Source organism: Tropicimonas sp. IMCC34011, from assembly GCF_003390865.1.
Lineage (GTDB): Bacteria > Pseudomonadota > Alphaproteobacteria > Rhodobacterales > Rhodobacteraceae > Tropicimonas_B.
On the sequence record NZ_QMEJ01000002.1, the window covers coordinates 536,214 to 559,323 of the forward strand.

24 protein-coding genes and 1 tRNA gene are annotated in these 23,110 nt (G+C 68.3%); 11 read left to right on the plus strand and 14 right to left on the minus strand.

All coding sequences use genetic code 11. The annotated features are described in order from the left end of the window. Positions 1-133: 133 nt before the first annotated feature. From DQG15_RS08925 to hisH, 4 genes are all read left to right on the plus strand, one after another. Positions 134-1,264, plus strand: a complete 1,131-nt coding sequence (locus DQG15_RS08925; protein ID WP_116084529.1) for a lytic murein transglycosylase — start codon at positions 134-136, stop codon at positions 1,262-1,264. A 104-nt stretch (positions 1,265-1,368) separates the two neighbouring features. After that, entirely contained in the window at positions 1,369-2,346 is a 978-nt protein-coding gene (gene glpX / locus DQG15_RS08930; RefSeq protein WP_116084530.1) for a class II fructose-bisphosphatase, read from the plus strand. A 160-nt stretch (positions 2,347-2,506) separates the two neighbouring features. Beyond that, the gene (gene hisB / locus DQG15_RS08935) at positions 2,507-3,094 is read left to right on the plus strand and encodes an imidazoleglycerol-phosphate dehydratase HisB (RefSeq protein ID WP_116084532.1); all 588 of its coding nucleotides are present in this window, start codon (positions 2,507-2,509) and stop codon (positions 3,092-3,094) included. Then, positions 3,094-3,729 carry an imidazole glycerol phosphate synthase subunit HisH gene (gene hisH, locus DQG15_RS08940; RefSeq protein WP_116084534.1) on the plus strand — a complete coding sequence of 212 codons (636 nt, stop codon included), beginning with the start codon at positions 3,094-3,096 and terminating at the stop codon, positions 3,727-3,729. Before hisB ends, hisH begins: the two co-directional genes overlap by 1 nt. 19 nt (positions 3,730-3,748) lie before the next feature. Here hisH and DQG15_RS08945 read toward each other — a convergent pair whose 3' ends face one another. After that, on the minus strand, positions 3,749-4,138 hold the full coding sequence (locus DQG15_RS08945) for a DUF2147 domain-containing protein (protein WP_116084536.1): 390 nt from the start codon (positions 4,136-4,138) through the stop codon (positions 3,749-3,751). 171 nt (positions 4,139-4,309) lie between these two features. Between DQG15_RS08945 and hisA the strand changes: the two genes are divergently transcribed. After that, entirely contained in the window at positions 4,310-5,029 is a 720-nt protein-coding gene (gene hisA, locus DQG15_RS08950) for a 1-(5-phosphoribosyl)-5-[(5-phosphoribosylamino)methylideneamino]imidazole-4-carboxamide isomerase (protein WP_116084537.1), read from the plus strand. A gap of 22 nt (positions 5,030-5,051) precedes the next feature. Here the strand turns inward: hisA and DQG15_RS08955 are convergent, their stop codons facing one another. After that, the gene (locus DQG15_RS08955; protein ID WP_116084539.1) at positions 5,052-5,492 is read right to left on the minus strand and encodes a DUF302 domain-containing protein; all 441 of its coding nucleotides are present in this window, start codon (positions 5,490-5,492) and stop codon (positions 5,052-5,054) included. Positions 5,493-5,587: 95 nt separating this feature from the next. On the opposite strand from DQG15_RS08955, the gene hisF reads away from it, so the two are divergent. Beyond that, the gene (gene hisF, locus DQG15_RS08960; RefSeq protein ID WP_116084540.1) at positions 5,588-6,349 is read left to right on the plus strand and encodes an imidazole glycerol phosphate synthase subunit HisF; all 762 of its coding nucleotides are present in this window, start codon (positions 5,588-5,590) and stop codon (positions 6,347-6,349) included. A gap of 11 nt (positions 6,350-6,360) precedes the next feature. Further along, positions 6,361-6,690, plus strand: coding sequence for a phosphoribosyl-ATP diphosphatase (locus DQG15_RS08965; protein ID WP_116084542.1), 330 nt, complete (start codon positions 6,361-6,363; stop codon positions 6,688-6,690). 3 nt (positions 6,691-6,693) lie between these two features. Here DQG15_RS08965 and DQG15_RS08970 read toward each other — a convergent pair whose 3' ends face one another. The 3 genes from DQG15_RS08970 to DQG15_RS08980 form a co-directional block, all read right to left on the minus strand. Beyond that, a complete protein-coding gene (locus tag DQG15_RS08970; RefSeq protein ID WP_116084752.1) occupies positions 6,694-7,152 on the minus strand; it encodes a CoA-binding protein in 459 nt (152 codons plus the stop codon). 342 nt (positions 7,153-7,494) lie between these two features. Then, entirely contained in the window at positions 7,495-8,106 is a 612-nt protein-coding gene (locus tag DQG15_RS08975) for a trans-aconitate 2-methyltransferase (protein ID WP_116084544.1), read from the minus strand. 93 nt (positions 8,107-8,199) lie between these two features. Next, complete coding sequence (locus DQG15_RS08980) at positions 8,200-8,973, minus strand: RNA methyltransferase (RefSeq protein WP_116084545.1); 774 nt, start codon at positions 8,971-8,973, stop codon at positions 8,200-8,202. Between the two features lie 87 nt (positions 8,974-9,060). On the opposite strand from DQG15_RS08980, the gene DQG15_RS08985 reads away from it, so the two are divergent. The 3 genes from DQG15_RS08985 (at position 9,061) to DQG15_RS08995 (ending at position 11,032) form a co-directional block, all read left to right on the plus strand. Continuing rightward, positions 9,061-9,144 (plus strand) — tRNA-Tyr (locus DQG15_RS08985). Between the two features lie 172 nt (positions 9,145-9,316). After that, a complete protein-coding gene (gene rfbA / locus DQG15_RS08990) occupies positions 9,317-10,258 on the plus strand; it encodes a glucose-1-phosphate thymidylyltransferase RfbA (protein WP_116084547.1) in 942 nt (313 codons plus the stop codon). An 84-nt stretch (positions 10,259-10,342) separates the two neighbouring features. Beyond that, complete coding sequence (locus tag DQG15_RS08995) at positions 10,343-11,032, plus strand: hemolysin III family protein (protein WP_116084549.1); 690 nt, start codon at positions 10,343-10,345, stop codon at positions 11,030-11,032. A 209-nt stretch (positions 11,033-11,241) separates the two neighbouring features. Here DQG15_RS08995 and putA read toward each other — a convergent pair whose 3' ends face one another. The 8 genes from putA to DQG15_RS09035 all read right to left on the minus strand — a co-directional run bounded on the left by putA (position 11,242) and on the right by DQG15_RS09035 (position 21,044). After that, positions 11,242-14,724 (minus strand): bifunctional proline dehydrogenase/L-glutamate gamma-semialdehyde dehydrogenase PutA, encoded by a 3,483-nt coding sequence (putA, locus tag DQG15_RS09000; RefSeq protein ID WP_116084754.1) that lies wholly within the window; start codon positions 14,722-14,724, stop codon positions 11,242-11,244. A gap of 112 nt (positions 14,725-14,836) precedes the next feature. Continuing rightward, complete coding sequence (rfbD, locus tag DQG15_RS09005; RefSeq protein ID WP_116084550.1) at positions 14,837-15,694, minus strand: dTDP-4-dehydrorhamnose reductase; 858 nt, start codon at positions 15,692-15,694, stop codon at positions 14,837-14,839. Continuing rightward, complete coding sequence (rfbB, locus tag DQG15_RS09010; protein ID WP_116084552.1) at positions 15,691-16,731, minus strand: dTDP-glucose 4,6-dehydratase; 1,041 nt, start codon at positions 16,729-16,731, stop codon at positions 15,691-15,693. Before rfbB ends, rfbD begins: the two co-directional genes overlap by 4 nt. Continuing rightward, positions 16,728-17,285 (minus strand): dTDP-4-dehydrorhamnose 3,5-epimerase, encoded by a 558-nt coding sequence (gene rfbC, locus DQG15_RS09015; protein WP_304466042.1) that lies wholly within the window; start codon positions 17,283-17,285, stop codon positions 16,728-16,730. The genes rfbB and rfbC overlap by 4 nt, the downstream gene beginning before the upstream one ends. 154 nt (positions 17,286-17,439) lie before the next feature. Next, on the minus strand, positions 17,440-19,230 hold the full coding sequence (locus tag DQG15_RS09020) for a SulP family inorganic anion transporter (protein WP_116084555.1): 1,791 nt from the start codon (positions 19,228-19,230) through the stop codon (positions 17,440-17,442). A 7-nt stretch (positions 19,231-19,237) separates the two neighbouring features. Continuing rightward, entirely contained in the window at positions 19,238-20,152 is a 915-nt protein-coding gene (locus DQG15_RS09025; RefSeq protein ID WP_116084557.1) for an MBL fold metallo-hydrolase, read from the minus strand. Then, positions 20,149-20,586: a DUF6691 family protein gene (locus DQG15_RS09030; protein ID WP_116084558.1), complete on the minus strand. Its 438-nt coding sequence runs from the start codon at positions 20,584-20,586 to the stop codon at positions 20,149-20,151. Before DQG15_RS09030 ends, DQG15_RS09025 begins: the two co-directional genes overlap by 4 nt. Continuing rightward, positions 20,586-21,044 (minus strand): YeeE/YedE family protein, encoded by a 459-nt coding sequence (locus DQG15_RS09035; RefSeq protein WP_116084560.1) that lies wholly within the window; start codon positions 21,042-21,044, stop codon positions 20,586-20,588. Before DQG15_RS09035 ends, DQG15_RS09030 begins: the two co-directional genes overlap by 1 nt. A 76-nt stretch (positions 21,045-21,120) precedes the next feature. On the opposite strand from DQG15_RS09035, the gene DQG15_RS09040 reads away from it, so the two are divergent. Further along, positions 21,121-21,435 carry a helix-turn-helix transcriptional regulator gene (locus DQG15_RS09040; protein ID WP_116084562.1) on the plus strand — a complete coding sequence of 105 codons (315 nt, stop codon included), beginning with the start codon at positions 21,121-21,123 and terminating at the stop codon, positions 21,433-21,435. Positions 21,436-21,541: 106 nt separating this feature from the next. On the opposite strand, the gene DQG15_RS09045 is transcribed toward DQG15_RS09040, so the two are convergent. Next, complete coding sequence (locus DQG15_RS09045) at positions 21,542-23,044, minus strand: CoA-acylating methylmalonate-semialdehyde dehydrogenase (RefSeq protein ID WP_116084755.1); 1,503 nt, start codon at positions 23,042-23,044, stop codon at positions 21,542-21,544. Positions 23,045-23,110: the final 66 nt, after the last annotated feature.

The following is a 23,110-nucleotide window of genomic DNA, read 5'->3' on the forward strand; positions in this document are numbered from 1 at the left end:
TCCCTCAATCTCGCACCCGCCCGAGGCGGACAAGCGGGACTGGCGGGTCTTCGCCCCGATCCTTTGCGCCCCCGTTTCCACGGGCTCCGCTTGCGGCTAGTCTGCACGAAAATCAGGGGCGGAGAGCAGACCCATGACCTTCACGAGACGTATCTTCCTCGCCGGCGCCGGCGCCGCGACCCTCGCCGGTTGCGGCGGCCCAGCAGGCCTCATGACGCGTGCGGCGGTGTCCGACGAGTACCGCCCGGTGCCGAACGCAGGCTTCGACCGCTGGCTCGCGGCATATCGCGGCCGGGCCGCCGCGCGCGGCATTCCCGAGGCTGCCATCGCGGCGGGCCTGCGCAATGCGGGCTACCTTCCGGGCGTGGTCGAGCGGGACCGGGGGCAGACCGAGTTCAAACGCTCCTTCGAGGATTACATCGCCATCGTCGCCTCCGAGGAAAAGGTCGCGGCGGGCCGTGCGGCGTTCGCGCGCCAGCGCAGCACGCTTCAGGCCATCGAGGCGCAGTACGGCGTGCCGGCCGAGACCGTCGCCGCGTTCTGGGGTGTCGAGAGCAGCTTCGGCACGCGCCGCGGGGACATTCCCGTGACGTCCGCCGTCGCGACCCTCGCATTCGACGGTCGCCGCGGAGCGTTCTTCGAGGACCAGCTCGACGCCGCGCTGCGCATTCTCGCCCGGGGCGACACGACGCCTGCGAACCTCACCGGAAGCTGGGCCGGCGCGATGGGGCACACGCAGTTCATTCCGACCTCCTACCAGGCCTACGCGGTGGACTTCACCGGCGACGGCCGCCGCGACATCTGGTCCGAGAACCCGGCCGACGCGCTGGCCTCCACCGCCGCCTATCTCACCCGCTCCGGCTGGCAGCGGGGCGCCATTGCCGCGGTGGAAGTGCCCGCAGGTACCGGGGGACGGACGGTGCAGCCCGACGGGCGCGGTCCGGTCTTCCGGCTCGGGCCGAATTTCGACGTCATCAAGCGTTACAACAATTCCAACAGCTACGCTCTCGCCGTCGCCTATCTCAGCGGCCGGATCGCCGGACAGGGCCCGCTGTCCGCCTCCTTCGGACCGGACGCGACCGGCCTCACTCAATCCCAGCGGCGGGACCTCCAGCAGCGCCTGACCGCCCGCGGCTTCGACACCGGCGGCACGGACGGGGTGATCGGGCCGAAGAGCGAGGAAGCGATCCGCGCCTACCAGCAAAGCCGTGGTCTCGAGGCCACCGGGCGCCCGTCGCCGGCGCTCCTGTCCTCGCTGAGATAAGTTTTCTCGCCATGGCAGCGCTCACATCCGGAGCCGGCCCTTCCCCCCTCGGGCGCCGGGCGGTAGGTCTTTGCGGAACTGTGAACTTCCCCGAGGACAGGTGAATGACCGATCAGCCCGAATTCCACGACCGAATGCTCTCCCTCGGCCTCGCCCGGGTGTCGGAGGCGGCGGCGATCGCATCGGCCCGCCTGATCGGCCGCGGGGACGAGAAGGCAGCGGACCAGGCCGCCGTCAACGCCATGCGCGAGCAGCTCAACAAGCTCGACATCGCCGGCGTCGTGGTGATCGGTGAAGGGGAGCGGGACGAGGCGCCGATGCTCTTCATCGGCGAGGAAGTCGGTACCGGAAACGGACCGGCGGTGGATATCGCGCTCGACCCCCTCGAAGGCACCACGCTCACCGCCAAGGACATGCCGAACGCGCTGACCGTGATCGCCATGGGCCCCCGCGGCACGCTGCTCCACGCGCCGGACGTCTACATGGATAAGCTCGCCGTCGGGCCGGGTTACCCGCAGGACGTTGTCAGCCTCGAGATGTCTCCCGCCGAGCGGATCCATGCGCTGGCGACCGCGAAGGGCGGCACGGCACACGACATCACGGTCTGCGTGCTCGACCGTCCCCGGCATCAGGAGATGATCGACGAGATCCGCTCCACCGGTGCGGCGATCCGCCTGATCACCGACGGCGACGTCGCCGGGATCATCCACTGCGCCGAGGCCACGCGGACCGGCATCGACATGTACATGGGCGCCGGCGGCGCACCCGAGGGCGTCCTCGCCGCCTCCGCCCTGAAATGCATGGGCGGACAGATGTGGGGCCGCCTGACCTTCCGCAACGACGACGAACGCGGCCGCGCCGCGAAGGCCGGCGTCACCGATCTCGACCGGATCTATGCCCGCGACGACATGGTGACCTCGGACGTGATCTTCGCCGCGACGGGCGTGACGGACGGCTCGATCCTGTCCGGCATCCGGCGCGAGGTCGGGTATCTCACCACCGAGACGATCCTCATGCGCTCCAAGACCGGCTCCGTCCGGCGCATGAGCTACCGCAACCCCACGAAGCCGGTGCAGGACTAGGATCTCTCGCGGCGCCACCGCTCGGGCGGCGCTGCGCGGGAAAGAGGAACCGGGCGCTGGCGTTTTCGCAACGGCGCGCCTCCGGGACGGCCGCCGCGGCTTTCCAGTCGCGGCGGCGCGCCCTATAGGGTGGCCGGGCCAGTTTTCCGGGAGACCTGTCATGCGGCGCGCCGAGATCAGCCGAGAAACCAGCGAGACGAAGATCACGGTCGCCATCGACCTCGACGGCACCGGACTCTACGACAATCGCACCGGGATCGGCTTCTTCGATCACATGCTCGACCAGCTGTCCCGGCATTCGCTGATCGACATGGAGATCCGCGCCGAAGGCGATCTGCATATCGACGATCACCACACGGTCGAGGATACCGGCATCGCGCTCGGCCAGGCGCTCGTCCAGGCGCTCGGCGACAAGGCCGGAATCCGGCGCTACGGCGCGTGCCTCCTGCCGATGGACGATGCGCTCGTGCGCGCCGCGCTCGATCTGTCTGCACGTCCCTACCTCGTGTGGGACGTCGAATTGCCGTCAGCATCCATCGGAAGCTTCGACAGCGAGCTCGTGCGGGAGTTCTTCCAGGCGCTCTCCACCCATGGCGGGATCACGCTGCATGTGAGCCGGCTCGCCGGGATCAATTCGCACCATATCGCCGAGGCTGCCTTCAAGGCGGTGGCGCGGGCGCTCCGGGAAGCCGTCGAGCCGGACCCGCGGAAGCCGGACGCAGTGCCCTCGACCAAGGGCGCGCTCTGATGGCGCGGACGGTTCTGATCGATGCGGGCTTCGGCAACCTGCACTCCGCCGAGAAGGCCTTCCAGCGCATGGCGCGGGAGACGGATGGCGGGGAGATCGTCGTGAGCGGGACCGCCGAGGACATCGCGGCCGCGGACCGGCTCGTCCTGCCGGGCGACGGCGCCTTTCCGGCCTGCATGCGCGCCCTGCGCGGTCCTCTTGAGGAGGCCCTTCGGGAGGCCGTGGAGCAGCGCGCGATCCCGTTCCTCGGCATCTGCATCGGGATGCAGCTCATGGCGCGCGAAGGGCATGAATACGAGACGGTGCCGGGCCTCGGCTGGATCGACGGTCACGTGGTGAAGATAGAGCCGTCCGAGCCCGCGCTCACCGTGCCGCACATGGGCTGGAACGACCTCGTCATCGAGCGGCCGCACCCGCTGCTCGACGGGATCGCGACCGGCGACCACGCCTACTTCGTGCATTCCTACCACATGGCGATGGACCGTGACGGCGAGCGGCTGGCTCATGTCGATCACGGCGGGGACATCACCGCCATCGTTGCAAAGGACAATGCCGCCGGGATGCAGTTCCACCCCGAGAAGTCCCAGGAGGCGGGCCTGCGTCTCATCGCCAACTTCCTCGGCTGGGCGCCCTGACGCGGGCGCCCAGTTCAGGTCACTGGACGCGCACCCAGTTCTGGCCGCGACAGATCGGCCCGACGCAGCCCGAGACCTTCAGCGAATTGCCGGAGAGCTCCATCTTCGAGCGATAGACCTTGTCGCGGTCGGGCGCCCAGATCTTGCCGCCCGAATAGGAGCCGCCGCCATCGGCGGTCATGTCCCAGATCATCCGCGCGCCAATGTTCTTCGACTGGATCTCGGTTCCTCCGGCGTCGAAGCCGCGGGCGATCACGCCGCAGATATTGGCACCGCAGGGCCGGATGACCACGTGGGCATAGGCGCCATCGTCGCCGGGTTCGGTCTTCCACGTGCCTTCCACCGGGTCGGCGAAGGCAGCGACGGCAGACAGCGCGAGGGCCGCGGCCGCGAAAGCTAGTCTCTTCATCGGGTTCTCCTCCCTAGATCTCCCTGCCGGCAAGTGTTCTCCATGTCCGGCCCCCACGGCAATCCTGACGTACCGTCGCTTGATGCCGCGCATGCGCCGGAGGTGCGCTTGGCAGCGGGGCGGAGCCGTGGCATCACGCGCGCGATCCCGCGATGAGAAGGAAACGCCCGCATGATCCTCTACCCCGCCATCGACCTGAAGGACGGCCAGTGCGTGCGGCTGCTCAGGGGCGAGATGTCCGAAGCGACGGTGTTCGGCGAGGATCCCGCGGCGCAGGCGAAGACCTTTGCCGAAGCCGGCTGCGAATGGCTGCATATCGTCGATCTGAACGGTGCCTTCGAGGGCAAGCCGGTGAACGGCGCGGCGGTCGAGGGGATCCTCGGCGCGGTGGAGATCCCGGTGCAGCTCGGCGGCGGCATCCGTGACCTCCGGACCATCGAGTTCTGGCTCTCCCGCGGGGTCGGCCGGGTGATCCTCGGGACGGTCGCGGTCGAGGAGCCGGATCTCGTGCGCGAGGCGGCGAAGGTGTTTCCGGGGCAGATCGCCGTGGGTCTCGATGCGCGAGGCGGAAAGGTCGCGACGCGGGGATGGGCGACCGAGACGGACATGGAGGTGACCGACCTCGCCCGGGCGTTCGAGGATGCCGGGATCGCAGCGATCATCTACACCGATATCGACCGGGACGGCGCGATGGGCGGGCCGAACGTGCCGGCGACCGCCGCTCTTGCCGGTGCCGTCGACGTACCGGTCATCGCCTCCGGCGGCGTCTCCTCCCTGGACGATCTCATGGCTCTCCGCGATGCCGGGGGGATCGCTGGCGCGATTTCGGGCCGGGCGCTTTATGACGGCAAGCTGGATCTTTCGGAGGCCCTCGCGGCGCTCCGCGGCTAGCGCGGAACGCGGAGCCGGCGGCTCAGCCCGCCGCCGCGCCCGTGAGAGTGTCCAGAGCGTCCTCGATGCTCTCGATATAGGCCGCGTCATCGTCGATGGTCAGATCGCCGAACATCTCCTCCGGCTCTTGCCAGAGAATCACGGTCTGACCGGCATCGTCGTAGACGAGAACGCGGAGAGGCAGGACAAGGCCGGCGCGGATGTCGTCCTGCATGGCTTGCGTGCCGAGTTCGGGGTTGCCGAAGATCAGCACCTCCGCGTCCGGCAGCTCCATGCCAACGCCCGCCGCGCCTTCGGCATGGTTCACGCGCGCGAACACGGTGGCACCGGCGCCTTCGACGGCGGAGACGAGCCGGTCCATCGTTTCGCCCACGCCGTCATCCGAGGTGCGGCTCTCCCAACCCGCGAGCGCGGGGGACGCGGCAAGCGCCAGCGCGGCGGCGGCGAGTGTCTTGCGGATCATGCTTCGGTCTCCTCTCCCATACCGGGGGCGAACCGATGCCCTCCCCGCACGGTTCCGGCTGGTCAAATCACGGGGGCGTCTGTAAGCCTCCGCCCATGCTGAAGACCCGGATCATTCCCTGCCTCGACGTCGCCGACGGGCGCGTGGTCAAGGGCGTTAACTTCGTGGACCTTGTGGATGCCGGGGACCCGGTGGAAGCCGCCCGCGCCTACGATGCCGCCGGTGCCGACGAGCTGTGTTTCCTCGACATTCGCGCCACTCACGAGAATCGCGGCACGTTGTTCGACCTGGCGACCCGCACGGCCGAGCATTGCTTCATGCCGCTGACCATCGGCGGCGGCGTCCGCAGCCCCGAAGACGTGCGCGCGCTGCTCCTTGCAGGGGCGGACAAGGTCTCGTTCAACTCTGCCGCCGTGGCCGATCCGGACGTCGTGGCCCGCTCCGCCGACCGCTTCGGCAGCCAGTGCATCGTCGTTGCGATCGATGCCAAGCGCGTCGAGGACGGTCGCTGGGAGATCTTCACCCATGGCGGGCGGAAGGCGACCGGGATCGATGCGCTGGACTTTGCGACCAGAATGGCCGCGAAGGGCGCCGGCGAGATCCTCCTCACGTCCATGGACCGCGATGGCACCCGCGCCGGCTTCGACCTCGAACTGACCCGCGCCGTGGTGGATGCGGTGCCGGTTCCCGTCATCGCGTCGGGCGGCGTCGGCACGCTCGACCACCTGTCCGACGGCGTTCTGAAGGGCGGCGCGAGCGCGGTTCTCGCCGCCTCGATCTTCCATTTCGGCACCCACACGATCGGCGAGGCGAAGGCGCACATGGCGGCCGCCGGCATTCCCGTCCGCCCCACCTGAGGAGCGCCCCCATGTCCGACGGCAGCACCATAGCCCGCCTCTCCGACCGAATTGCCGAGCGCGCCGGGGCCGATCCCGAAAGCTCCTGGACGGCGAAGCTCCTCGCCCGCGGCCCAGAGAAATGCGCCGAGAAATTCGGCGAGGAATCGGTGGAAGCGATCATCGAGGCGGTGCGCGGCGATCGTGAGAAGCTCGCCAGCGAAGCCGCCGACGCGATCTACCACCTCCTCGTCATGTGCCGCGCCAGGGACGTATCCCTTGCGGACATCGAAGCCGTCCTCGAGGCGCGCGAAGGCCGGTCCGGGATCGACGAGAAGGCCGCACGCAAGTCAGGCGGCTAACGCTCAGCCCTCGATCTCGTCCACCCGAATGGTGCCGAAGAGGCGCGGGTAATCGATCGCGGGGCAGCGGTCCTCCACGACATCGATGCCGCGGGACCGGGCAAGCTCGGCCGCCTCGGCATTCATCACGCCGAGCTGCATCCAGATCGTCTTGAGCTTCGGCAGGACGTTTAACGCCTCCTCGACCACCGGCAGGACCGCATCCGAGCGGCGGAAGATGTCGAGAAAGTCGATCTCGGCGCGCGCCGCGGCCTCTTCCATGGAGGACGCCACCGGCTCGCCGTAGAGCTCCGTCCCGGCCTGCCCCGGATTGACCCCGATCACGCGATAGCCGCGCTCTGCGAGGAAATGGCCCACGCGGTAGCTTGCCCGGTCGGGCTTCGGCGAGGCGCCCACGAGACAGATCGTGCGGGCGCGGGCGAGGATGCGACGGATGTCGTCGTCGGTCTGGTTGATGCTCATGTGCGAAGACATAGCCCCTATGCTGGACAAAAAAACGCCCGGTCCTCTAGGGGGCCGGGCGCCAGTCACGGAACGAGGGACAGTGAAGCGAAACACGACTGTTCCGGTGTCGTATTTCCTGACCCACCAACTAAGCATGCTCCCATTTCGTTCCAGACTGAGGCGATTTTGCCTCGGTCACTTAAGCGTGACGGCCCTCAGGAGAGCGTAGAGGACTGAGTTCGCGGGACAATCTGGATTGTCGCCCGAAGGCACCGGACAAAATTTTCTCTCCCGGATGGGCCATATTGGCTGCGGCGACCCCATCCGGTCAGGCAATCGGCGCGTTTTGACAGGCCCCGCTCACGTCGCCGGACGGCGCTGCGCCAGCCAGACCGTGTGCCCGGTACAGTCCGGATCCTCCGCCACATGGTTCACGACGTCGAAATCGTGACGGCCCAGAAGCTCGCGATATTCCTCTGGATCGAGACTGGAATGATAGAGCGGATCACCCTCGAGCGTCCCCATTGCCTCACCGAAGGCGGGGCCGCTGGTGAAGAGAAGTGGGGCCCCCGGTTTGGCATGGCTCCGAAAGACGGCGAACATCCCGCGCTGATCGTCCGGCGTGAGGTGGAAGAAGCTGTCCCAGGCGATCAGTCCGTCGAATGTCCGTCCCAGCTCGAGGGATCGCATGTCGGCCAGCTGTGCCGCCTGGTCCGGCAGATTGACGCGAAAGCGCGCGATCATCTCGCTAGACGCGTCGACGCCGGTCACCCTGCACCCCTGCCCGGAAAGATGGCGGGCAATGGGCACGCCCGCTCCGCACCCGATGTCCAGCACGGAAGCCTCCGGCCGCATCATGCCTGCGAACCTGTCCAGCCACACCCCTTCCGTCAGCCTCGTTCCCCGCATCGCGATCCATGCGCCTGCATGGCGGCGATAGAGGTCGATGATGTCGGCGGCGGCGTCGGTCATGGTGGCAATTGTTCCACTGGCCCACGCGCAAAGCCCGCCAGGCCGCTAAGAAACTTTATGATCAAAAGCCCGCCCAGGCTTGGCCAGAACAGGTCAGCGCGGGCGGGTGGCATAGAGTGATACGGCGGCGGCGTTCGAGACGTTGAGCGAGCCGAAGGCCCCCGCCGCCTCGATCCTTGCAAGTATGTCGCAGGTCTCCTTCGTCAGGGCGCGGAGCCCCGGCCCCTCGGCCCCCAGGACGAGACCGAGTGGACGGTCCGACATCTCCGAGGCGGCATCGGCAAGGCCGGTCTCCGCCTCACCGTCGAGTCCGATGAGCCCGTATCCGAGGCCCCGCAACTCTTCCATGGCCCGCGCGAGATTCGGCACGCGGAGGTAAGGCTGCCGCTCCAGCGCACCCGAAGCCGTCTTGGCCAGTGCCCCGGTCTCTGGCGCCGCGTGACGCGCAGGGGCGATGACCGCCCGTGCCCCGAAGACCTCCGCCGAGCGAAGTATGGCGCCGACATTGTGCGGATCGCTCACCCGGTCGAGCAGGACGACGCGCGGAGTCTCGGCGGACGGCGCGCAGACATCGGCGAGAGAGCCCCAGTCCAGAGCGCGGACTTCGAGCGCGGCCCCCTGGTGTACGGAGCCGGGATCGAGCGGCACGGGGAACTTGCGCGGATCGGCGATCTCTGGCTCGGGGCCGTGCGACAGCGCCTCCCCCAGCCGATCGGCCGCGTTGCGCGTCACCACGAGACGGAGTTTCTCGCGTCGCGGATTGAGAAGGGCGTCGCGAACGGCATGCAGTCCGAACAGCCAGAAACTGGCCCGGGCCTCCCCGCGCTTCGCCTTTTCCTTGTCTATGACCCAGGTCGGTTTCTTCATGCCCCTGCCCTGCCCTCACGGCGCGACAAAGGCAAGACATTCACCGCTTGACCCCTCCGCCCCGCTTCGATATCTCGCCCCAGCGTCGGGCGACGTGCTGCAAGGTGCGGCAGCGGACTGTAACTCCGCCGGGGAGACCCACGCCTGGTTCGATTCCAGGGTCGCCCACCATTCTCCCCCATCTCGACGAGCCGGCCGCGCCGGTGCCGGCACACCGGTGGACACCCTCCGGGTTGCACAAAGCGCTGACGGCGTCCGCCCCCCGAGGCTGACTCTGTCGCCGGGTAAGCGAATCTTAGTCTCTCCGTGGGATGGTTTCGCCATCGCAAAGGTGGAGGCCTCGATGGAGACGAAGCGTAAGGGAATTGTACTGGCCGGCGGATCCGGAACGCGCCTCTGGCCGATCACGATCGGCCTCTCGAAACAGCTTCTGCCCGTCTACGACAAACCGATGGTCTACTATCCAATCTCGGTCCTGATGCATGCGGGGATCCGGGAGATCGCGATCATCACCACCCCGCAGGACGCGGCGCAATTCCGGCGGATGCTGGGCGACGGCGCCCAATGGGGCATCGAGATCACGTGGCTGGAGCAGCCCCGCCCGGACGGCCTCGCCCAGGCCTACCTGATCGCCGAGGCGTTCCTCGACGGCGCCCCCTCCGCGATGGTCCTCGGCGACAACATCTTTCACGGGCCGGACCTCGCCCGCCTCGCAGGCCGCGCAGCGCGGAAGGCGCGAGGCGCCAGCGTGTTCGCCCGCCGCGTGTCGGACCCCGAGCGCTTCGGCGTGCTGTCGTACGATGCGGCGGGGCGCCCCGCCGCCATCATGGAAAAGCCGCCGATCCCGCCGTCGAACGACGCGGTGACGGGGCTGTATTTCCTCGACGGCACGGCGCCCGAACGCGCCCGCGCCGTTCGCCCCTCGCCCCGGGGCGAGCTCGAGATCACCAGTCTGCTGGACACCTATTTCGCCGATGGATCCCTCGATGTGCTGCATCTCGATGGTGCGCATGCCTGGATGGATGCCGGCACCCATGCCAGCCTCCTCGACGCGGGGAACTTCGTGAGGGACGACATCGCCCGCACCGGCCGGCAGGTCGCCTGCCTCGAGGAGATCGCTTTCGAGCAGGGCTGGATCGGGCTCGACGACCTTGCCGACCACGCGCAGCGCCACGCCAAGACCGAGTACGGGCGCTACCTTGCGCGTCGTCTCATGGACGCGCAGACGGACTTGCCCCTCTCGGATAGTGGACGTGCCCCGGCCTTCGGAGCAAAGGTGGCCTGACACAGGCTTCGCGGTCGCGAAAACGTTGCGTGTCAGCGCGGCGCGCGACCTTGATGGACACGCCGCCCGGCTTAAAATTCTTCCATGAGCCACATCCCAGATCAGCCTCGTTCCGCACCACTCTCCGCCCGCGTGGTCCGCCCGGCATACAGCCGTGCCGAACAGGTATCCGACGGCGTTGTCCACGTCATCGGAGTTGCCGCGGCGGTGGCCGCCGTTCCGGTCCTTATTACGCTCACGGCATTCTGGCGCGGTGACGTGACAGCGATTGTCGGCATATCGATCTATGGCGGGACATTCATCGCCATGCTGCTCTGCTCGGCGCTCTACAACATGCTGCCCGCGCAGCGCTGGACGCCCGTCCTCCGCGGGCTGGACCACTCCGCCATCTACTTCAAGATCGCCGGCACCTACACGCCCTTCACCCTGCTGTCAGGATGGCCCGGCGCCTACCTCCTCGGGGGCCTCTGGACAGCCGCAATCGCCGGCAGCTCGCTGCGGATCCTGGCGCCGGAACGCTTTCGGCCCGTCGCCATCGGGCTCTACCTCGTCATGGGATGGGCTGGCCTCTTCGGCGGATGGGCCCTCCTGCAGACGCTTTCCCCGGTCGTGCTGTCGCTGATCGTGATCGGCGGGCTGATCTACACCACCGGCGTCGTCTTCTATCTCACGGACAGGTTGCCCTTCCACACGACGATCTGGCACGTCTTCGTCCTCGTCGCCTCGTTCGTTTTCTACGCCGCCGTCCTGACGCACGTCGCGCAAACCTCCTGAGGCGACGCCATCCCGTCGGGCGGCCTCAATCTGCCAACGTCCTCCCATCGATCACGGAGTGTGGCGCGATCTACGGGCCCTAGCCGGGCGCGGATCGATCCACGTGCGGTTCCTCTCGAGCAAGCGACGCTTTCCGCATCTCGTTGCCACGACGTCCGCTCCCGACTCGACACCCAGGATGAACCGGGCAACCAGACGGGAGCGAGATGTTACCCTTCGCCGGCGCGCGCAAGGAGGGAGACGTTTCCGCCGGCCGCCGTCGTATCGATGCAGACATGCCGCTCGAGCCGGGCACGGGCGGCCAGGTCCTCTTCGGCCCAGAGCGGCAGAACGGCCCCTTCCCGGCCGGCGAGCGCCACGCGGATCGCGCGGAGCCGCGCCTCGTCCTCGCTCCAGCAGGCCACGCCGGCGAATCCCGTGAGCCGCCCGAGCGCCTCGGCGGACAACCGGCCCTCCACGGCATCCGCCCCCGTCGCACCCGGTGTGACGAGTACGGCCGCGCAGCCCGCCCTGCGGACAATCTCCGCCTGCTCCGCCGACGCCTCGCGCCCCGGACCAAGACAGAGCACCGTTCCGCGGCCGAGGGTCGTCAGGCGGTTGGTCTCCCCGGTCGGCCCCGGCATCTCCCGCACCTCGGCCTTGCGGCCTTCCGGCGGGCGGGCGGCATCGATCGCAGCCTGAACCGCGGCTTCATCGGCGACCGGCCCCTCGACCTCTACTGCCGCCCGGCGTCCCGGATCCGCAAGACGTGCGACATAGGACGGTCCGCCCGCCTTCGGACCGGTTCCCGAAAGCCCCTCGCCACCGAAGGGCTGCGAGCCCACCACCGCACCGATCTGGTTTCGGTTGACGTAGGTATTGCCGACCCGGATCCGCTGCAGGACCTCCTGAACGCGGTTGTCGATCCGCGTATGCAGTCCGAAGGTCAGACCGTATCCGGCGCCGTTGATATCCTCGATCACCCGCTCGAGATCGTCGGCCTTGAACCGGGCCACGTGCAGCACCGGGCCGAAGACTTCCCGCTCCAGGCTCCAGATTCCGCCGACCTCGATGACGGCCGGCCCCACGAAATGCCCGCCTTCCGGCGCGGCGACTTGCTTGAGCAGGCGCCCGTCCCTGCGCGCGGCCTCGATATGGGCCTCGATCCCGGCCTTGGCCTCCGCTCCGATGACCGGCCCGACATCGGTCCGGATGTCCGACGGATCGCCGAGTCGAAGCAGATCCATTGCGCCGAAGAGCATGTCGAGAAGGGCATCGGCCACATCGCTCTGCACGTAGAGGATGCGGCACGCCGAACAGCGCTGGCCGGCGGACTGGAAGGCGGAGGTGATGATGTCCCGGACGGCCTGCTCGTGCAGCGCTGTCGAATCGACCACCATCGCGTTCAGTCCGCCGGTTTCCGCTACGAGAGGCGACGTCGGGGCGGCATGGGCGGCGAGCGCCCGGCCGATCGATTGGGCCGTTCCGGTCGAACCGGTGAAGAGCACGCCGTCCACCCGCGGATCGGACACCAGGGGCGCGCCGAGCGCGGCGCCGGTGCCGGGCAAAAACTGCAGCGCACCTCGCGGCACGCCGGCCTCGTGCAGAAGGTCAACGGCGAGCGCGGCGATGAGCGGCGTCGCTTCGGCGGGCTTGGCGAGAACCGCATTGCCGGCAGCAAGCGCCCCGGCGATCTGGCCGGTGAAGATCGCAAGCGGGAAGTTCCACGGGCTGATGCAGACGATCCGGCCGCGCGGGGGACCCGCAAGTTCGGTTCCCCGACGGGCGTAGTAGCGCAGGAAATCGACGGCCTCGCGCAGCTCGGCGATCGCGTCGGCGCGTGTCTTTCCGGCCTCGCGTGCGAGCAGATCGAAGATCTCCGCCGCCTGCGCCTCCATCAGGTCTGACGCTCTGACAAGCACCTCGGCGCGGCGCTCCGCCGGAGCGTCCCAGACAGTGGCCGCCTCGAATGCGGCCGTCGCCTCCTCCGGCGTCGCTTCACGCACGGACCCGACGCGAGCGCCTGTCGCGGGGTTCGTGATGTCGATCGGGACGGGCCCGCCCATGGGCTCGATCGCCAGGCGCGGGCCTGACTCGGGCTCGGCCTTCGTCTCCGCCACGGCGGCTTCCAGCGCCTGCAGTGCGGCCCGGTCCTCGAGGTCCCATCCTTTGGCCGCCCGGCGATCCGGAGCGTAGATGTCGGCAGGCCGAACCACGGCGCGGTTCTCGCCGGCCACCTCGACGGCCGCAAAGGGATCCGCCGCGACCTTCTCCGGAGCGACGGATTCGTCGGTGAGCTGGTTCACGAAGGAGCTGTTCGCACCGTTCTCCAAAAGGCGCCGGACGAGATAGGCGAGCAGATCGCGGTGCGCCCCGACCGGAGCGTAGATGCGGCATCGCGTCCCCTCGCGCGCCATGACCGCATCGTGGACGGCGCTGCCCATGCCATGAAGCCGCTGGAATTCGAACCCGTCCCGATCGTTCCCGGCCATCTCCACCACGGTCGCGATGGAGTGCGCGTTATGGGTGGCGAATTGCGGGTAGATCCGGTCACGTGCCTCAAGCAGACGATGGGCACAGCGCAGCCAGGAGACGTCGCTGGCCGGCTTGCGGGTGAAGACCGGGAATGTGTCCAGCCCGAGCTCCTGCGCCCGCTTGATCTCGGCATCCCAGTAGGCCCCCTTCACAAGACGCACACAGATCCGTCGCCCGGCCGCTTCGGCCGCATCGTGCAGCCAGTCGATCACGGGGCCGGCGCGCAAACCGTAAGCCTGAGCCACGAATCCCAGGCCATCCCATCCCGACAGGGCCGGTTCGGTGAGGAGCGCGCCGAAGACGTCCAGCGTCATCTCGAGGCGCCCCGATTCCTCCGCGTCGATATTGAGGCCGATCCCGGCGTTCGCGGCATCCCCTGCAAGCTCCGCCACGCGGGGAACGAGCGCCGCGACGGCGGCCTCCCGGTGGGTTTCCTCGAAGCGCGGGTGAAGCGCGGAGAGCTTGATCGAGATGCCCGGATCCTCGGTCGGACCGCGTCCCTTCGCGGCGCGGGCGATCCGGTCGATGGCGGACTTGTAGGACGCGAAGTAGGCATCGGCATCCGCCTGCGTCATCGCGGCCTCGCCCAGCATGTCGAAGCTGTGTGTATAGCCTTGCCGTCCCTGCGATTTCGCGCGGGACAGAGCTTCGTCGATGTCCCGGCCGAGGACGAACTGGGCGCCCATCACGCGCATCGCCTGCCGCGCGGCCCTCGAGATGGCAGGTTCACCCAGCCGCCTCACGGCGCCGCGCAGGGTCCCTGCGATCCCGCCGCCGTCATCGTCCCTGAGGATACGTCCGGTGAGCATCAGCGCCCAGGTCGAGGCGTTGACGAGCGAAGAGGATGAACGGCCAAGATGCGTTCCCCATTCGGACGGCGCGATCTTGTCCTCGATAAGCGCATCCATGGTGGGCGAGTCGGGCACGCGCAGAAGCGCCTCGGCGAGGCACATGAGCGCCACGCCCTCCTGCGTCGAGAGGCCGTATTCGGCGAGCATGGCCTCCATCAGGCCCGGATCGCCGTCCGAGCGGACCTTGCGGACGAGGTCGGCGGCGCGGGTTTCGGCCCGGGCGAGCAGGTCGGACGGGAGCGGATCGCGCGCCGCGAGATCGGCCAGGACATCCACTTCGGTCTTGCAGTGGGCGGCGCGAATCGTGTCCCGCCCCGGAAGTGTCATGTCTCTATCGAGGGCCATCGGTCACGCTCCTGTCCGCTTTGGTCAGGCGGCATCATCGGGGCGGGCGTGCTCGCGGTCAAACAGCTATTTTACCCCGGGGCAGCCTGGGTCTTCAGGCCCCCTCGGACGGCTCGGACATCTCCAACAAAACCTCGCGCAGCGCCGCCTTCCAGTCCGGCCGCTCGAGGCCGAAGCGATGGAGTGTGCCGCAGTCGAGCCGGGAGTTCATCGGACGCCGCGCCGGCGTCGGATAGTGCGATGACGGGATCGGCGTGACGGTGACGGACCGCCCCGACTGACGGAAGATTTCTTCGGCAAAGCCGGCCCAGCTGACATCGGGCGCACCGCTGAAATGATACGTTCCGGCGAGGGACGGATCGCGCGCGAGCTGGGCCGCGATGGTCAGGCAGGCCTCCGCGATGGCGCCGGCGGGGGTCGGCCCGCCGATCTGATCGCCGACGATGGAGAGCGTGTCCCGCGTTGCGGACAGTCGCAGCATGGATGCGACGAAGTTGCCGCCATGAGCGCTGAAGACCCAGCTCGTGCGTAGGATCGCGTGGACGCCGCCGGCCGCCCGGACGCCCTCCTCGCCGGCCAGCTTGGTGCGGCCGTAGGCGCCGAGAGGGGCGGTGTCGTCCTCCGGCGTGAACGGCCTCTCGCCGTCGCCTGCGAAGACGTAATCGGTGGAGACGTGAACGAAGGGGCAGCCGACGTCGGCGGAGGCGCGGGCCAGGGCGGCAGGGGCATCCGCGTTGATGCGGCGGGCCGTGTCCTCGTCGCTCTCGGCGCGGTCGACGGCGGTATAGGCGGCGGCGTTGATGACGGCGGACGGCCGGTGATACCGGATCAGTCGCGCGCAGCCCTCGGGGCGCGTCAGGTCGGCATCCTCGCGGCCGAGGCAGAGGGCATCCGGCGCCCGGCGGGCAATTTCACGGGCGAGTTGTCCCGACTTGCCGAAGACGAGGATCATGCTGCCATCCCCATCCGCTCCCCTGCCCCGCTTCTGGTCATGAGCGGGCGCCACCAGTCCTCGTTCACGATATACCACCGAACCGTCTGCCGCAGCCCCTCCGCAAGGGAGATGGACGGCCGCCACCCGAGCTCCTCGCGGATCCGGGCGGGATCGATCGCGTAGCGTGCATCGTGGCCGGGACGGTCCTCCACGAACCGGATCAGGGAGGAGTGCGGCGCCCAGGCGGGGCGCTCCTCGTCGAGGATGGCGCAGATCGTGTGGACGAGGTCGATATTGCGGGCCTCGTTCTCGCCGCCGATCGCGTAGCTCCGTCCGTCCTGCCCCTCGCTCAGCACCTCGAGGAGCGCGTCGGCATGGTCCTCCACGTGCAGCCAGTCCCGCACGTTGCGTCCGGCGCCGTAGACCGGGATCGCCTCCCCCGCCAGCGCCTTGAGGATCACCACGGGGATCAGCTTGTCGGGAAACTGGAAGGGACCGTAATTGTTGGAGCAGTTGGTCAGGACCATGGGCAGACCGTAGGTCTCGTGCCAGGCGCGCACCAGATGGTCCGACGCTGCCTTCGTCGCCGAATAGGGCGATCGGGGATCGTAGCGGGTATCCTCGGTGAACGCCCCTGTGGCGCCGAGGGAGCCGAAGACCTCGTCGGTCGAGACGTGGTGGAACCTGAAGCCCTCCGGCCTGCCCCTTTGGATCCAGTGGCCGCGGGCGGCCTCGAGGAGATGAAAGGTGCCCATCACGTTCGTCTCGACGAACGCGCCCGGCCCGTCGATGGAGCGGTCGACATGGCTTTCGGCGGCGAGATGCATCACCGCGTCCGGGCGATGCTCCGCGAAGATCGCATCGAGGCGTCCGCGATCCCTGATATCGGCGCGCTCCAGCGTGTAGCGCCCGGTTTCGGCGGCACGGCCCGTATTCGCTTCGCAGGCCGCGTAGGTCATCGCGTCCACGTTCACGACCTCATGCCCGCGGGCGACGGCGAGGCGCACGACCGCCGATCCGATGAAGCCCGCACCGCCCGTGATCAGGATCCTCATGCCGGCACTCCCGCATGGACGAACGGCGACTTGAAGGCGTTGAACCGCACGGCTGCCGCATCCTTTTCCGACAGAAGCGGCGCCAGACCCGTCTTCGGCCATTCGATCCCGCAGCTTTGCCAGTGCACCGTGCCATCGCAGTCCGGCGCGTAGTGATCGGAGCACTTGTAGACGATCTCGGTATCGTCCTCGAGCGACATGAAGCCGTGCAGGAAGCCCTCCGGGATGAACAATTGCAGACCGTTCTCGAAGGACAGCTCATACCCGACCCATTGACCGTAGCTCGGCGAGCCCGCCCGCGCGTCGACGGCGACGTCGAACAGGCGTCCCTTGCCGCAGCGCACCAGTTTGGCCTGCGCATGGGGCGGCGACTGGTAATGCAGCCCCCTGACCGTCCCGGCAGCGTGGGAAAGGGAATGGTTGTCCTGCACGAACTCCGTCTCGATCCCCGCCTTGCGCAGCGCGTCGCGGCGATAGGTCTCGGCAAAGAACCCCCGGACATCCCCGAAGCGCTTCGGCGCCAGGAGGAAGACCCCGTCCAGTTTCGTCCGCATAACGTCGACCACAGCGCGACCCTCCATCCGTTCTCGGACCGAGCCATCGCACGACAGAGCTTACAGCGAGGTTAACCGCTCCGGACTTTCAGCTGGTGCGCTGCGGTCGGCGTGAGGGTTCTCCCCGGACCACGGCCTGCGTCTGACCCTCAGGTCAGTCCGGAAGCGCAGGTCGCTCCGGCGAAGGGCGGCGCGCATCGATGACAGGTCGGGGCGCGGCATCTGCGAGAGCCGTCGCTTCGGGCGCAAGGGCCGTCATCGCCTCGTGATGGGACAGGAACACCGTTCCGCCCAGATGCTCGATGAAATCGGTACGGGCGAGCCGATCCATGACCGGCCCCTTCACTTCGGACAGATGCAGCGCGATCCCCTGATCCGCAAGCCGCGCGCGCGACCGCTCGAGGCTTTCGAGCGCGCTGGCATCGACACTGTTCACCGCGGCGCAGTTCAGGACCAGGTGCCGCAGCTTGTCGCGCCCCGCCACCGCATCCTGCAGGACGTCTTCCACCGCCCGCGCATTGCCGAACCAGATCGAACTGTCGATCCGCAGCGACAGGACGGCCGGGTCCATCGCCACGTCGTGCCTCAGGCGATTGCGGAAATGCCGCGTCCCCGGCACCTGCCCGATCTCCGCCACGTGCGGCCGGGAGCCGCGCCAGAGATGCAAGAGAAGCGAGAGCGAGACGCCGGCGAGGATCCCTGCCTCCACACCGACCCCGAGCGTCACGAGAATCGTTCCGGCCATGGCGATGAAGTCGATCCGGGAATAGCGCCAGGTCCGCAGGAGGGCGCCGAAATCGACCAGCGACAGCACCGCCACGATGATCGTCGCGGCGAGGACGGCGACGGGCAGGTTCCGCAGAAGCGGCGTCAGGAAGAGCGAGGCCAAAGCGATGCCGACGGCGGTATAGGCACCGGCGGCCGGCGTCTCGGCCCCAGCATCGTGGTTCACGACCGAGCGTGCGAAGCCGCCCGTGACGGGGTAGCCGGCCGAGATTGCCGCGGCGAGGTTCGCCATGCCGATGCCGATCAGCTCCTGATCGGGCCGGATCGACTGCCGCTTCTTCGCCGCGAGCGTCTGGGCGACGGAGACCGACTCGACGAACCCCACCACGGAGATGAGGAACGCCGCCGGCAGGAGGCGCGCCCAGAGCGCAAGGTCCGCCGATGGCAGGGACAAGGGCGGCAGGCCCCGCGGCACGTCCCCCACGACCGCGACGCCCCTTCCGGCAAGGCCCAGGACGATCACCGCGAGGATCGACAGGACCACCGCCACCACCGGCGCCGTCCGGGCGAGGAGCGCCGCACGCCGCTCCGGCATCCCGGCCCGCCTCAGCACGGGCGAGAGGCGGGACCGCGCGTAGAAGAGAAAGCCGATCGTCGCCCCTCCGATGATAAGCGTGGGCCAGTTCGTCTCCGGCAGGGCCACGAGAAGCGCCAGGATCGTTTCGGGAAACGTCCCGCCACCGGCGGAGACGCCGAGGATATGGCGCACCTGCGATGCCGCAATGAGAAGACCGGACGCCGTGATGAACCCCGAGATCACCGGGTGGGACAGCAGGTTCGCGAGAAACCCGAGACGAAAGAGCCCCATCGCCAGAAGGATCGCGCCCGACAGGAGCGCCAGCGCCACTGTCGCCTCGATATAGGCCGCGCTTCCGGGCACCGCGACGGCCCCCGCAGCGCTCGCCGTCAGGAGCGAGATCACCGCAACCGGCCCGACCGCGAGGGAGCTTGATGTGCCGAAGATCGCGTAGAGCGCCAGCGGCAGGATCGAGGCGTAAAGGCCCACCACCGGCGGCAGCCCCGCGAGCATGGCATAGGCCAGCGATTGCGGGATCAACATGATCGTGACGATCACCGCGGCCACGAGATCGCCGGTCAGCGCCGCGCGGTCGTAGCGGCGGCCCCAGTCGAACACGGGCAGGTACCGGGCGAGGCTCATCCGGGGATCAGAACTTGTTTACGGGGATCTTGAGGTAGGACGCCCCGTCCGCCTCCGGCTCCGGCAAGCGACCGCCGCGCAGGTTGATCTGGAGCGCGGCGAAGATCCGGTCTGGCAGCGCCAGCGTGGCATCGCGCGCGTCTCGCCGGTCGATGTAGTCCTGCCTCTTCGTGCCGTCCTTAACATGCGGATTGCGCGCCTTGTGCTCAGCGACCGTCGCCTCCCACTCCGGCTCCCGCCGCTCGGAGGTGCCGTAATCGTGGCCGACGAAGCAGCGCGTCTGCGGCGGCAGGGCGAGGATCGCCTGGATCGAGTCCCAGAGCTCCTCTGTCGTGCCGCCCGGAAAATCGGCGCGGGAGGTCCCCACGTCCGGCTGCATCAGCGTGTCATGCGTGAACGCCGCGTCCCCGCAGACATAGCTGATCGAGCCGAGCGTATGGCCGGGCGAGAGCATCACCTGCATCTCCAGCTGTCCCAGCGGGATCCGTTCTCCTTCGACGAAGAGCCGGTCGTAGTCCCGCGTGACGTCGAACGCGCCGGGTGTATTGTAGATGCCCTCCCAGATCTTGGCGATCCGGGGGACGAGGGCGCCGATACCGGTCGGCGCGCCCGTCCGTTCGCCCGCGATCGCGGAGGCCGTGACGTGATCGGCATGGGGGTGCGTGTCGAGCACCCAAGTAACGTTCAGCCCCTCCCGCCGGGCCAGCGCGAGCACCTGATCCAGGCTCTCGGTGGAGAAGCGGTAATGCTTGGGATCGAGGTTCCAGACGATGTCGATCAGTGCCGCGTCCTTCGTCGCGGGATCGGCGCAGACATACTGGATCGACCCGGTATCGGGTTCGTAGATCCCCCAGACATCGGGGCTGCCCGCCCCGCGGCTCGGCGAATGCCGGACGATACGCTCTTTGAGGGGAGAGGTCATGCGTGGGTCTTTCGTGACGAGGAGGAGAGAGCGCCCGCCCGTGCGCCGAGCCACAGGCCGATCAGCATGGAGGGCACGAAAAGGAGCGTGCCGGGCGCGCCGAGTGGCAGCGCGGTGAGGGCGGGTCCGGGACAGAAACCGCCGATCCCCCAGCCGAGCCCGAAGAGCGCGGAGCCCGCGATCAGGTTGCGGTCGATGCCGCTTGTGGCGGGAATGTCGTACTCCGTGCCGAGGAGGGGCGACGGTCGTCGCAGGACGAGGCGGTAGCCGATGAAGGCGGTCGTCATCGCTCCGCCCATGACGAAGGCGAGGGACGGGTCCCACGTTCCGAAGAGATCGAGGAAGTTGAGGACCTTTGCCGGGTCCGCCATGCCCGAGACGATCAACCCCAGGCCGAAGATAAGGCCTGTGATGAACCCGAAGACGGGACGCATCACGCGGCTCCCAGGGCGTGGCGGAGGACGAAGACCGTGGCGAAGGCGACCGCCATGAACGTTCCCACCGCCGCGAGGGACCGCCGGGAGAGCCGCGCCAGGCCGCAGACGCCGTGTCCGGACGTACAGCCGGATCCGAGCGCCGTTCCGACCCCAACGAGAAGGCCCGCGAGGATCATCGGAAAGGGCGCCTCCGGCACCGTCTGCGGCACTCTTCCGCCCGCGACCATCACGAGGACCGGCGCTGCGAGGAGCCCCAGGAGGAACGCCGCGCGCCAGTCGCGACCGTCCGATCCCCCTGCCCCCGGAAGGATCACCCCGAGCGTCCCGCGCGTGATCCCGGCAATCCCCGCGATCCGGCCGAACAGCGCCATGACCATGACCGCAGCAAGCCCGATCATCACTCCGCCCCCGAGGGAGGCAAGGGGTGTGAAGGGGGTGATCGTGCCTGTTTCCATGTCGTGTCGCTCCAGACTTGCCCTTCCGGACTGCGACAGCTATCTATTAGCAGACCCTAAATAAGTCAACGCTAATATGACGCTCCCTTGCAGCCCTTCCATCGACGCTCTCGAAACGCGTGCGGACCACGTTGCCGCACGCCTGTCGCTCATGGCGAACACCAAGCGGCTGCTGATCCTGTGCGAGCTGTCGAAGGGGGAGCGCACGGTGGGCGCCCTGCAAAGGACCGTGGGCCTCAGCCAGTCTGCCCTCTCCCAGCACCTTGCGAAGATGCGCGAGGCGGGCATGGTCGCCACCCGCCGCGAGGGGCAGGCCATACATTACCGCATCGACGATCCGCAGATCGAAGCCGTGATGGCCGCGCTTTACGAGACGTTCTGCGGCGGTTGACCACGCCCCCCTGCGCCAAGGCGGCATCGGCCCCTGAAGCGCCTGCTGGCCCCGCATCCTAAGCAGTGCGGAGCCAGACGGTGGTTCGGATCACCGAAGGACCGGGTTATCCGAGCGTCGGCATGGAGAACTCGGCATCGGTGCGAACGCCGGTCGGCCAGCGCATCGTCGTGGTCTTGATCCGGGTGTAGAAGCGGACGCCCTCCATCCCGTGCATGGCATGATCGGAGAAGATGGAGTCCTTCCAGCCGCCGAAGGAATGGAACGCCATCGGCACCGGGATCGGCACGTTCACACCGACCATGCCGACTTCGATGTCCTGCGCGAACCGGCGTCCCGCATCGCCGTCGCGGGTGAAGATCGCCGTCCCGTTGGCGTAGTTGTGCGCGTGGATCAGATCGACCGCCTCCTGGTAGGACGCGCGACGCACCATCGACAGGACCGGCCCGAAGATCTCCTCCTTCCAGACGTCCATCTCCGGCTCCACCCGGTCGATCAACGTCCCGCCGATGTAGTAGCCGTTCTCGAAGCCCTGCTTGTCCTGGCGGAAGTCGCGCCCGTCGACGACGATCTGCGCGCCTTCTTCCTCGCCGCGTCCGATCAGGCCGCGCACCTTCTCGAGATGCTCCTTCGTCACGAGCGGGCCCATCTCGGAGGCGCTGTCCGTCGAGGGACCGATCTTCAGCGCCTCGATCTTCGGCACCAGTTTCTCGATCAGCGCATCGGCGACCGCGTCCGTCACCGGAACCGCGACGGACACCGCCATGCAGCGCTCCCCGGCGGAGCCGAAGGCAGCGCCCATCAGGGCATTCGCCGCCATGTCGAGATCGGCGTCGGGCATGATCACGGCATGGTTCTTGGCGCCGCCCAGAGCCTGCACCCGCTTGCCGTTCGCGGTGCCCGTGCGGTGGATGTACTTCGCGATGGGGGTGGAGCCGACGAAGGAGATCGCCCTGACATCGGGATTCTCAAGAAGCGCGTCGACCGCCTCCTTGCCCCCCTGCACCACATTGAAAACGCCGTCCGGCAGGCCCGCTTCGGTCAGCCATTCGGCGATCAGGAGCGACGCCGACGGGTCCCGTTCCGACGGCTTGAGGACGAAGGTGTTGCCGCAGGCAAGCGCGACCGGGAACATCCACATCGGCACCATGGCCGGGAAGTTGAACGGCGTGATCCCGGCGACGACACCGAGGGGCGAGCGCACCGAGTAGCTGTCCACGCCGGAGCCCACATTGGCGGAGAAGTCGCCCTGCAGGTGGGTCGGGATGCCAACGGCGAACTCGACCACCTCGAGGCCGCGCGTCACCTCGCCGAGCGCATCCTCATGGGTCTTGCCATGCTCGGCGGAAATCGCCTCGGCAAGCTCGGCCATGCGCTCCCAGAGGATCGTCTTGAACCGGGAGAGGACGCGGGCGCGTTTCAGCGGGGTCTGCCCGGACCAGTCCGGAAATGCCTCCTTCGCGGCGGCGACGGCGGCGTCCACCTCGGAACGGGAGGCAAGCGCAACTTCGGCTGCGACGTCCCCCGTGGCGGGATTGTAGACGGGCTGGGTATTCCCGGACGTGCCTGCGGTGCGGGCGCCGGAGATGTAGTGGCCGATCTCGGTCATGCTCATGGATCCTCTCCCTGACTGTGATGCCGGCGACGATCGCACAGCCATCGCCGCATAGAAATA

What these genes read in the sequence shown, in the direction of transcription:
- DQG15_RS08925 (WP_116084529.1), top strand. Translation starts at nt 134, where the DNA reads ATGACCTTCACGAGACGTATCTTCCTCGCCGGCGCCGGCGCCGCGACC.
- glpX (WP_116084530.1), top strand. Translation starts at nt 1,369, where the DNA reads ATGACCGATCAGCCCGAATTCCACGACCGAATGCTCTCCCTCGGCCTC.
- hisB (WP_116084532.1), top strand. Translation starts at nt 2,507, where the DNA reads ATGCGGCGCGCCGAGATCAGCCGAGAAACCAGCGAGACGAAGATCACG.
- hisH (WP_116084534.1), top strand. Translation starts at nt 3,094, where the DNA reads ATGGCGCGGACGGTTCTGATCGATGCGGGCTTCGGCAACCTGCACTCC.
- DQG15_RS08945 (WP_116084536.1), bottom strand. Translation starts at nt 4,138, where the DNA reads ATGAAGAGACTAGCTTTCGCGGCCGCGGCCCTCGCGCTGTCTGCCGTC.
- hisA (WP_116084537.1), top strand. Translation starts at nt 4,310, where the DNA reads ATGATCCTCTACCCCGCCATCGACCTGAAGGACGGCCAGTGCGTGCGG.
- DQG15_RS08955 (WP_116084539.1), bottom strand. Translation starts at nt 5,492, where the DNA reads ATGATCCGCAAGACACTCGCCGCCGCCGCGCTGGCGCTTGCCGCGTCC.
- hisF (WP_116084540.1), top strand. Translation starts at nt 5,588, where the DNA reads ATGCTGAAGACCCGGATCATTCCCTGCCTCGACGTCGCCGACGGGCGC.
- DQG15_RS08965 (WP_116084542.1), top strand. Translation starts at nt 6,361, where the DNA reads ATGTCCGACGGCAGCACCATAGCCCGCCTCTCCGACCGAATTGCCGAG.
- DQG15_RS08970 (WP_116084752.1), bottom strand. Translation starts at nt 7,152, where the DNA reads ATGAGCATCAACCAGACCGACGACGACATCCGTCGCATCCTCGCCCGC.
- DQG15_RS08975 (WP_116084544.1), bottom strand. Translation starts at nt 8,106, where the DNA reads ATGACCGACGCCGCCGCCGACATCATCGACCTCTATCGCCGCCATGCA.
- DQG15_RS08980 (WP_116084545.1), bottom strand. Translation starts at nt 8,973, where the DNA reads ATGAAGAAACCGACCTGGGTCATAGACAAGGAAAAGGCGAAGCGCGGG.
- rfbA (WP_116084547.1), top strand. Translation starts at nt 9,317, where the DNA reads ATGGAGACGAAGCGTAAGGGAATTGTACTGGCCGGCGGATCCGGAACG.
- DQG15_RS08995 (WP_116084549.1), top strand. Translation starts at nt 10,343, where the DNA reads ATGAGCCACATCCCAGATCAGCCTCGTTCCGCACCACTCTCCGCCCGC.
- putA (WP_116084754.1), bottom strand. Translation starts at nt 14,724, where the DNA reads ATGACACTTCCGGGGCGGGACACGATTCGCGCCGCCCACTGCAAGACC.
- rfbD (WP_116084550.1), bottom strand. Translation starts at nt 15,694, where the DNA reads ATGATCCTCGTCTTCGGCAAGTCGGGACAACTCGCCCGTGAAATTGCC.
- rfbB (WP_116084552.1), bottom strand. Translation starts at nt 16,731, where the DNA reads ATGAGGATCCTGATCACGGGCGGTGCGGGCTTCATCGGATCGGCGGTC.
- rfbC (WP_304466042.1), bottom strand. Translation starts at nt 17,285, where the DNA reads ATGCGGACGAAACTGGACGGGGTCTTCCTCCTGGCGCCGAAGCGCTTC.
- DQG15_RS09020 (WP_116084555.1), bottom strand. Translation starts at nt 19,230, where the DNA reads ATGAGCCTCGCCCGGTACCTGCCCGTGTTCGACTGGGGCCGCCGCTAC.
- DQG15_RS09025 (WP_116084557.1), bottom strand. Translation starts at nt 20,152, where the DNA reads ATGACCTCTCCCCTCAAAGAGCGTATCGTCCGGCATTCGCCGAGCCGC.
- DQG15_RS09030 (WP_116084558.1), bottom strand. Translation starts at nt 20,586, where the DNA reads ATGCGTCCCGTCTTCGGGTTCATCACAGGCCTTATCTTCGGCCTGGGG.
- DQG15_RS09035 (WP_116084560.1), bottom strand. Translation starts at nt 21,044, where the DNA reads ATGGAAACAGGCACGATCACCCCCTTCACACCCCTTGCCTCCCTCGGG.
- DQG15_RS09040 (WP_116084562.1), top strand. Translation starts at nt 21,121, where the DNA reads ATGACGCTCCCTTGCAGCCCTTCCATCGACGCTCTCGAAACGCGTGCG.
- DQG15_RS09045 (WP_116084755.1), bottom strand. Translation starts at nt 23,044, where the DNA reads ATGACCGAGATCGGCCACTACATCTCCGGCGCCCGCACCGCAGGCACG.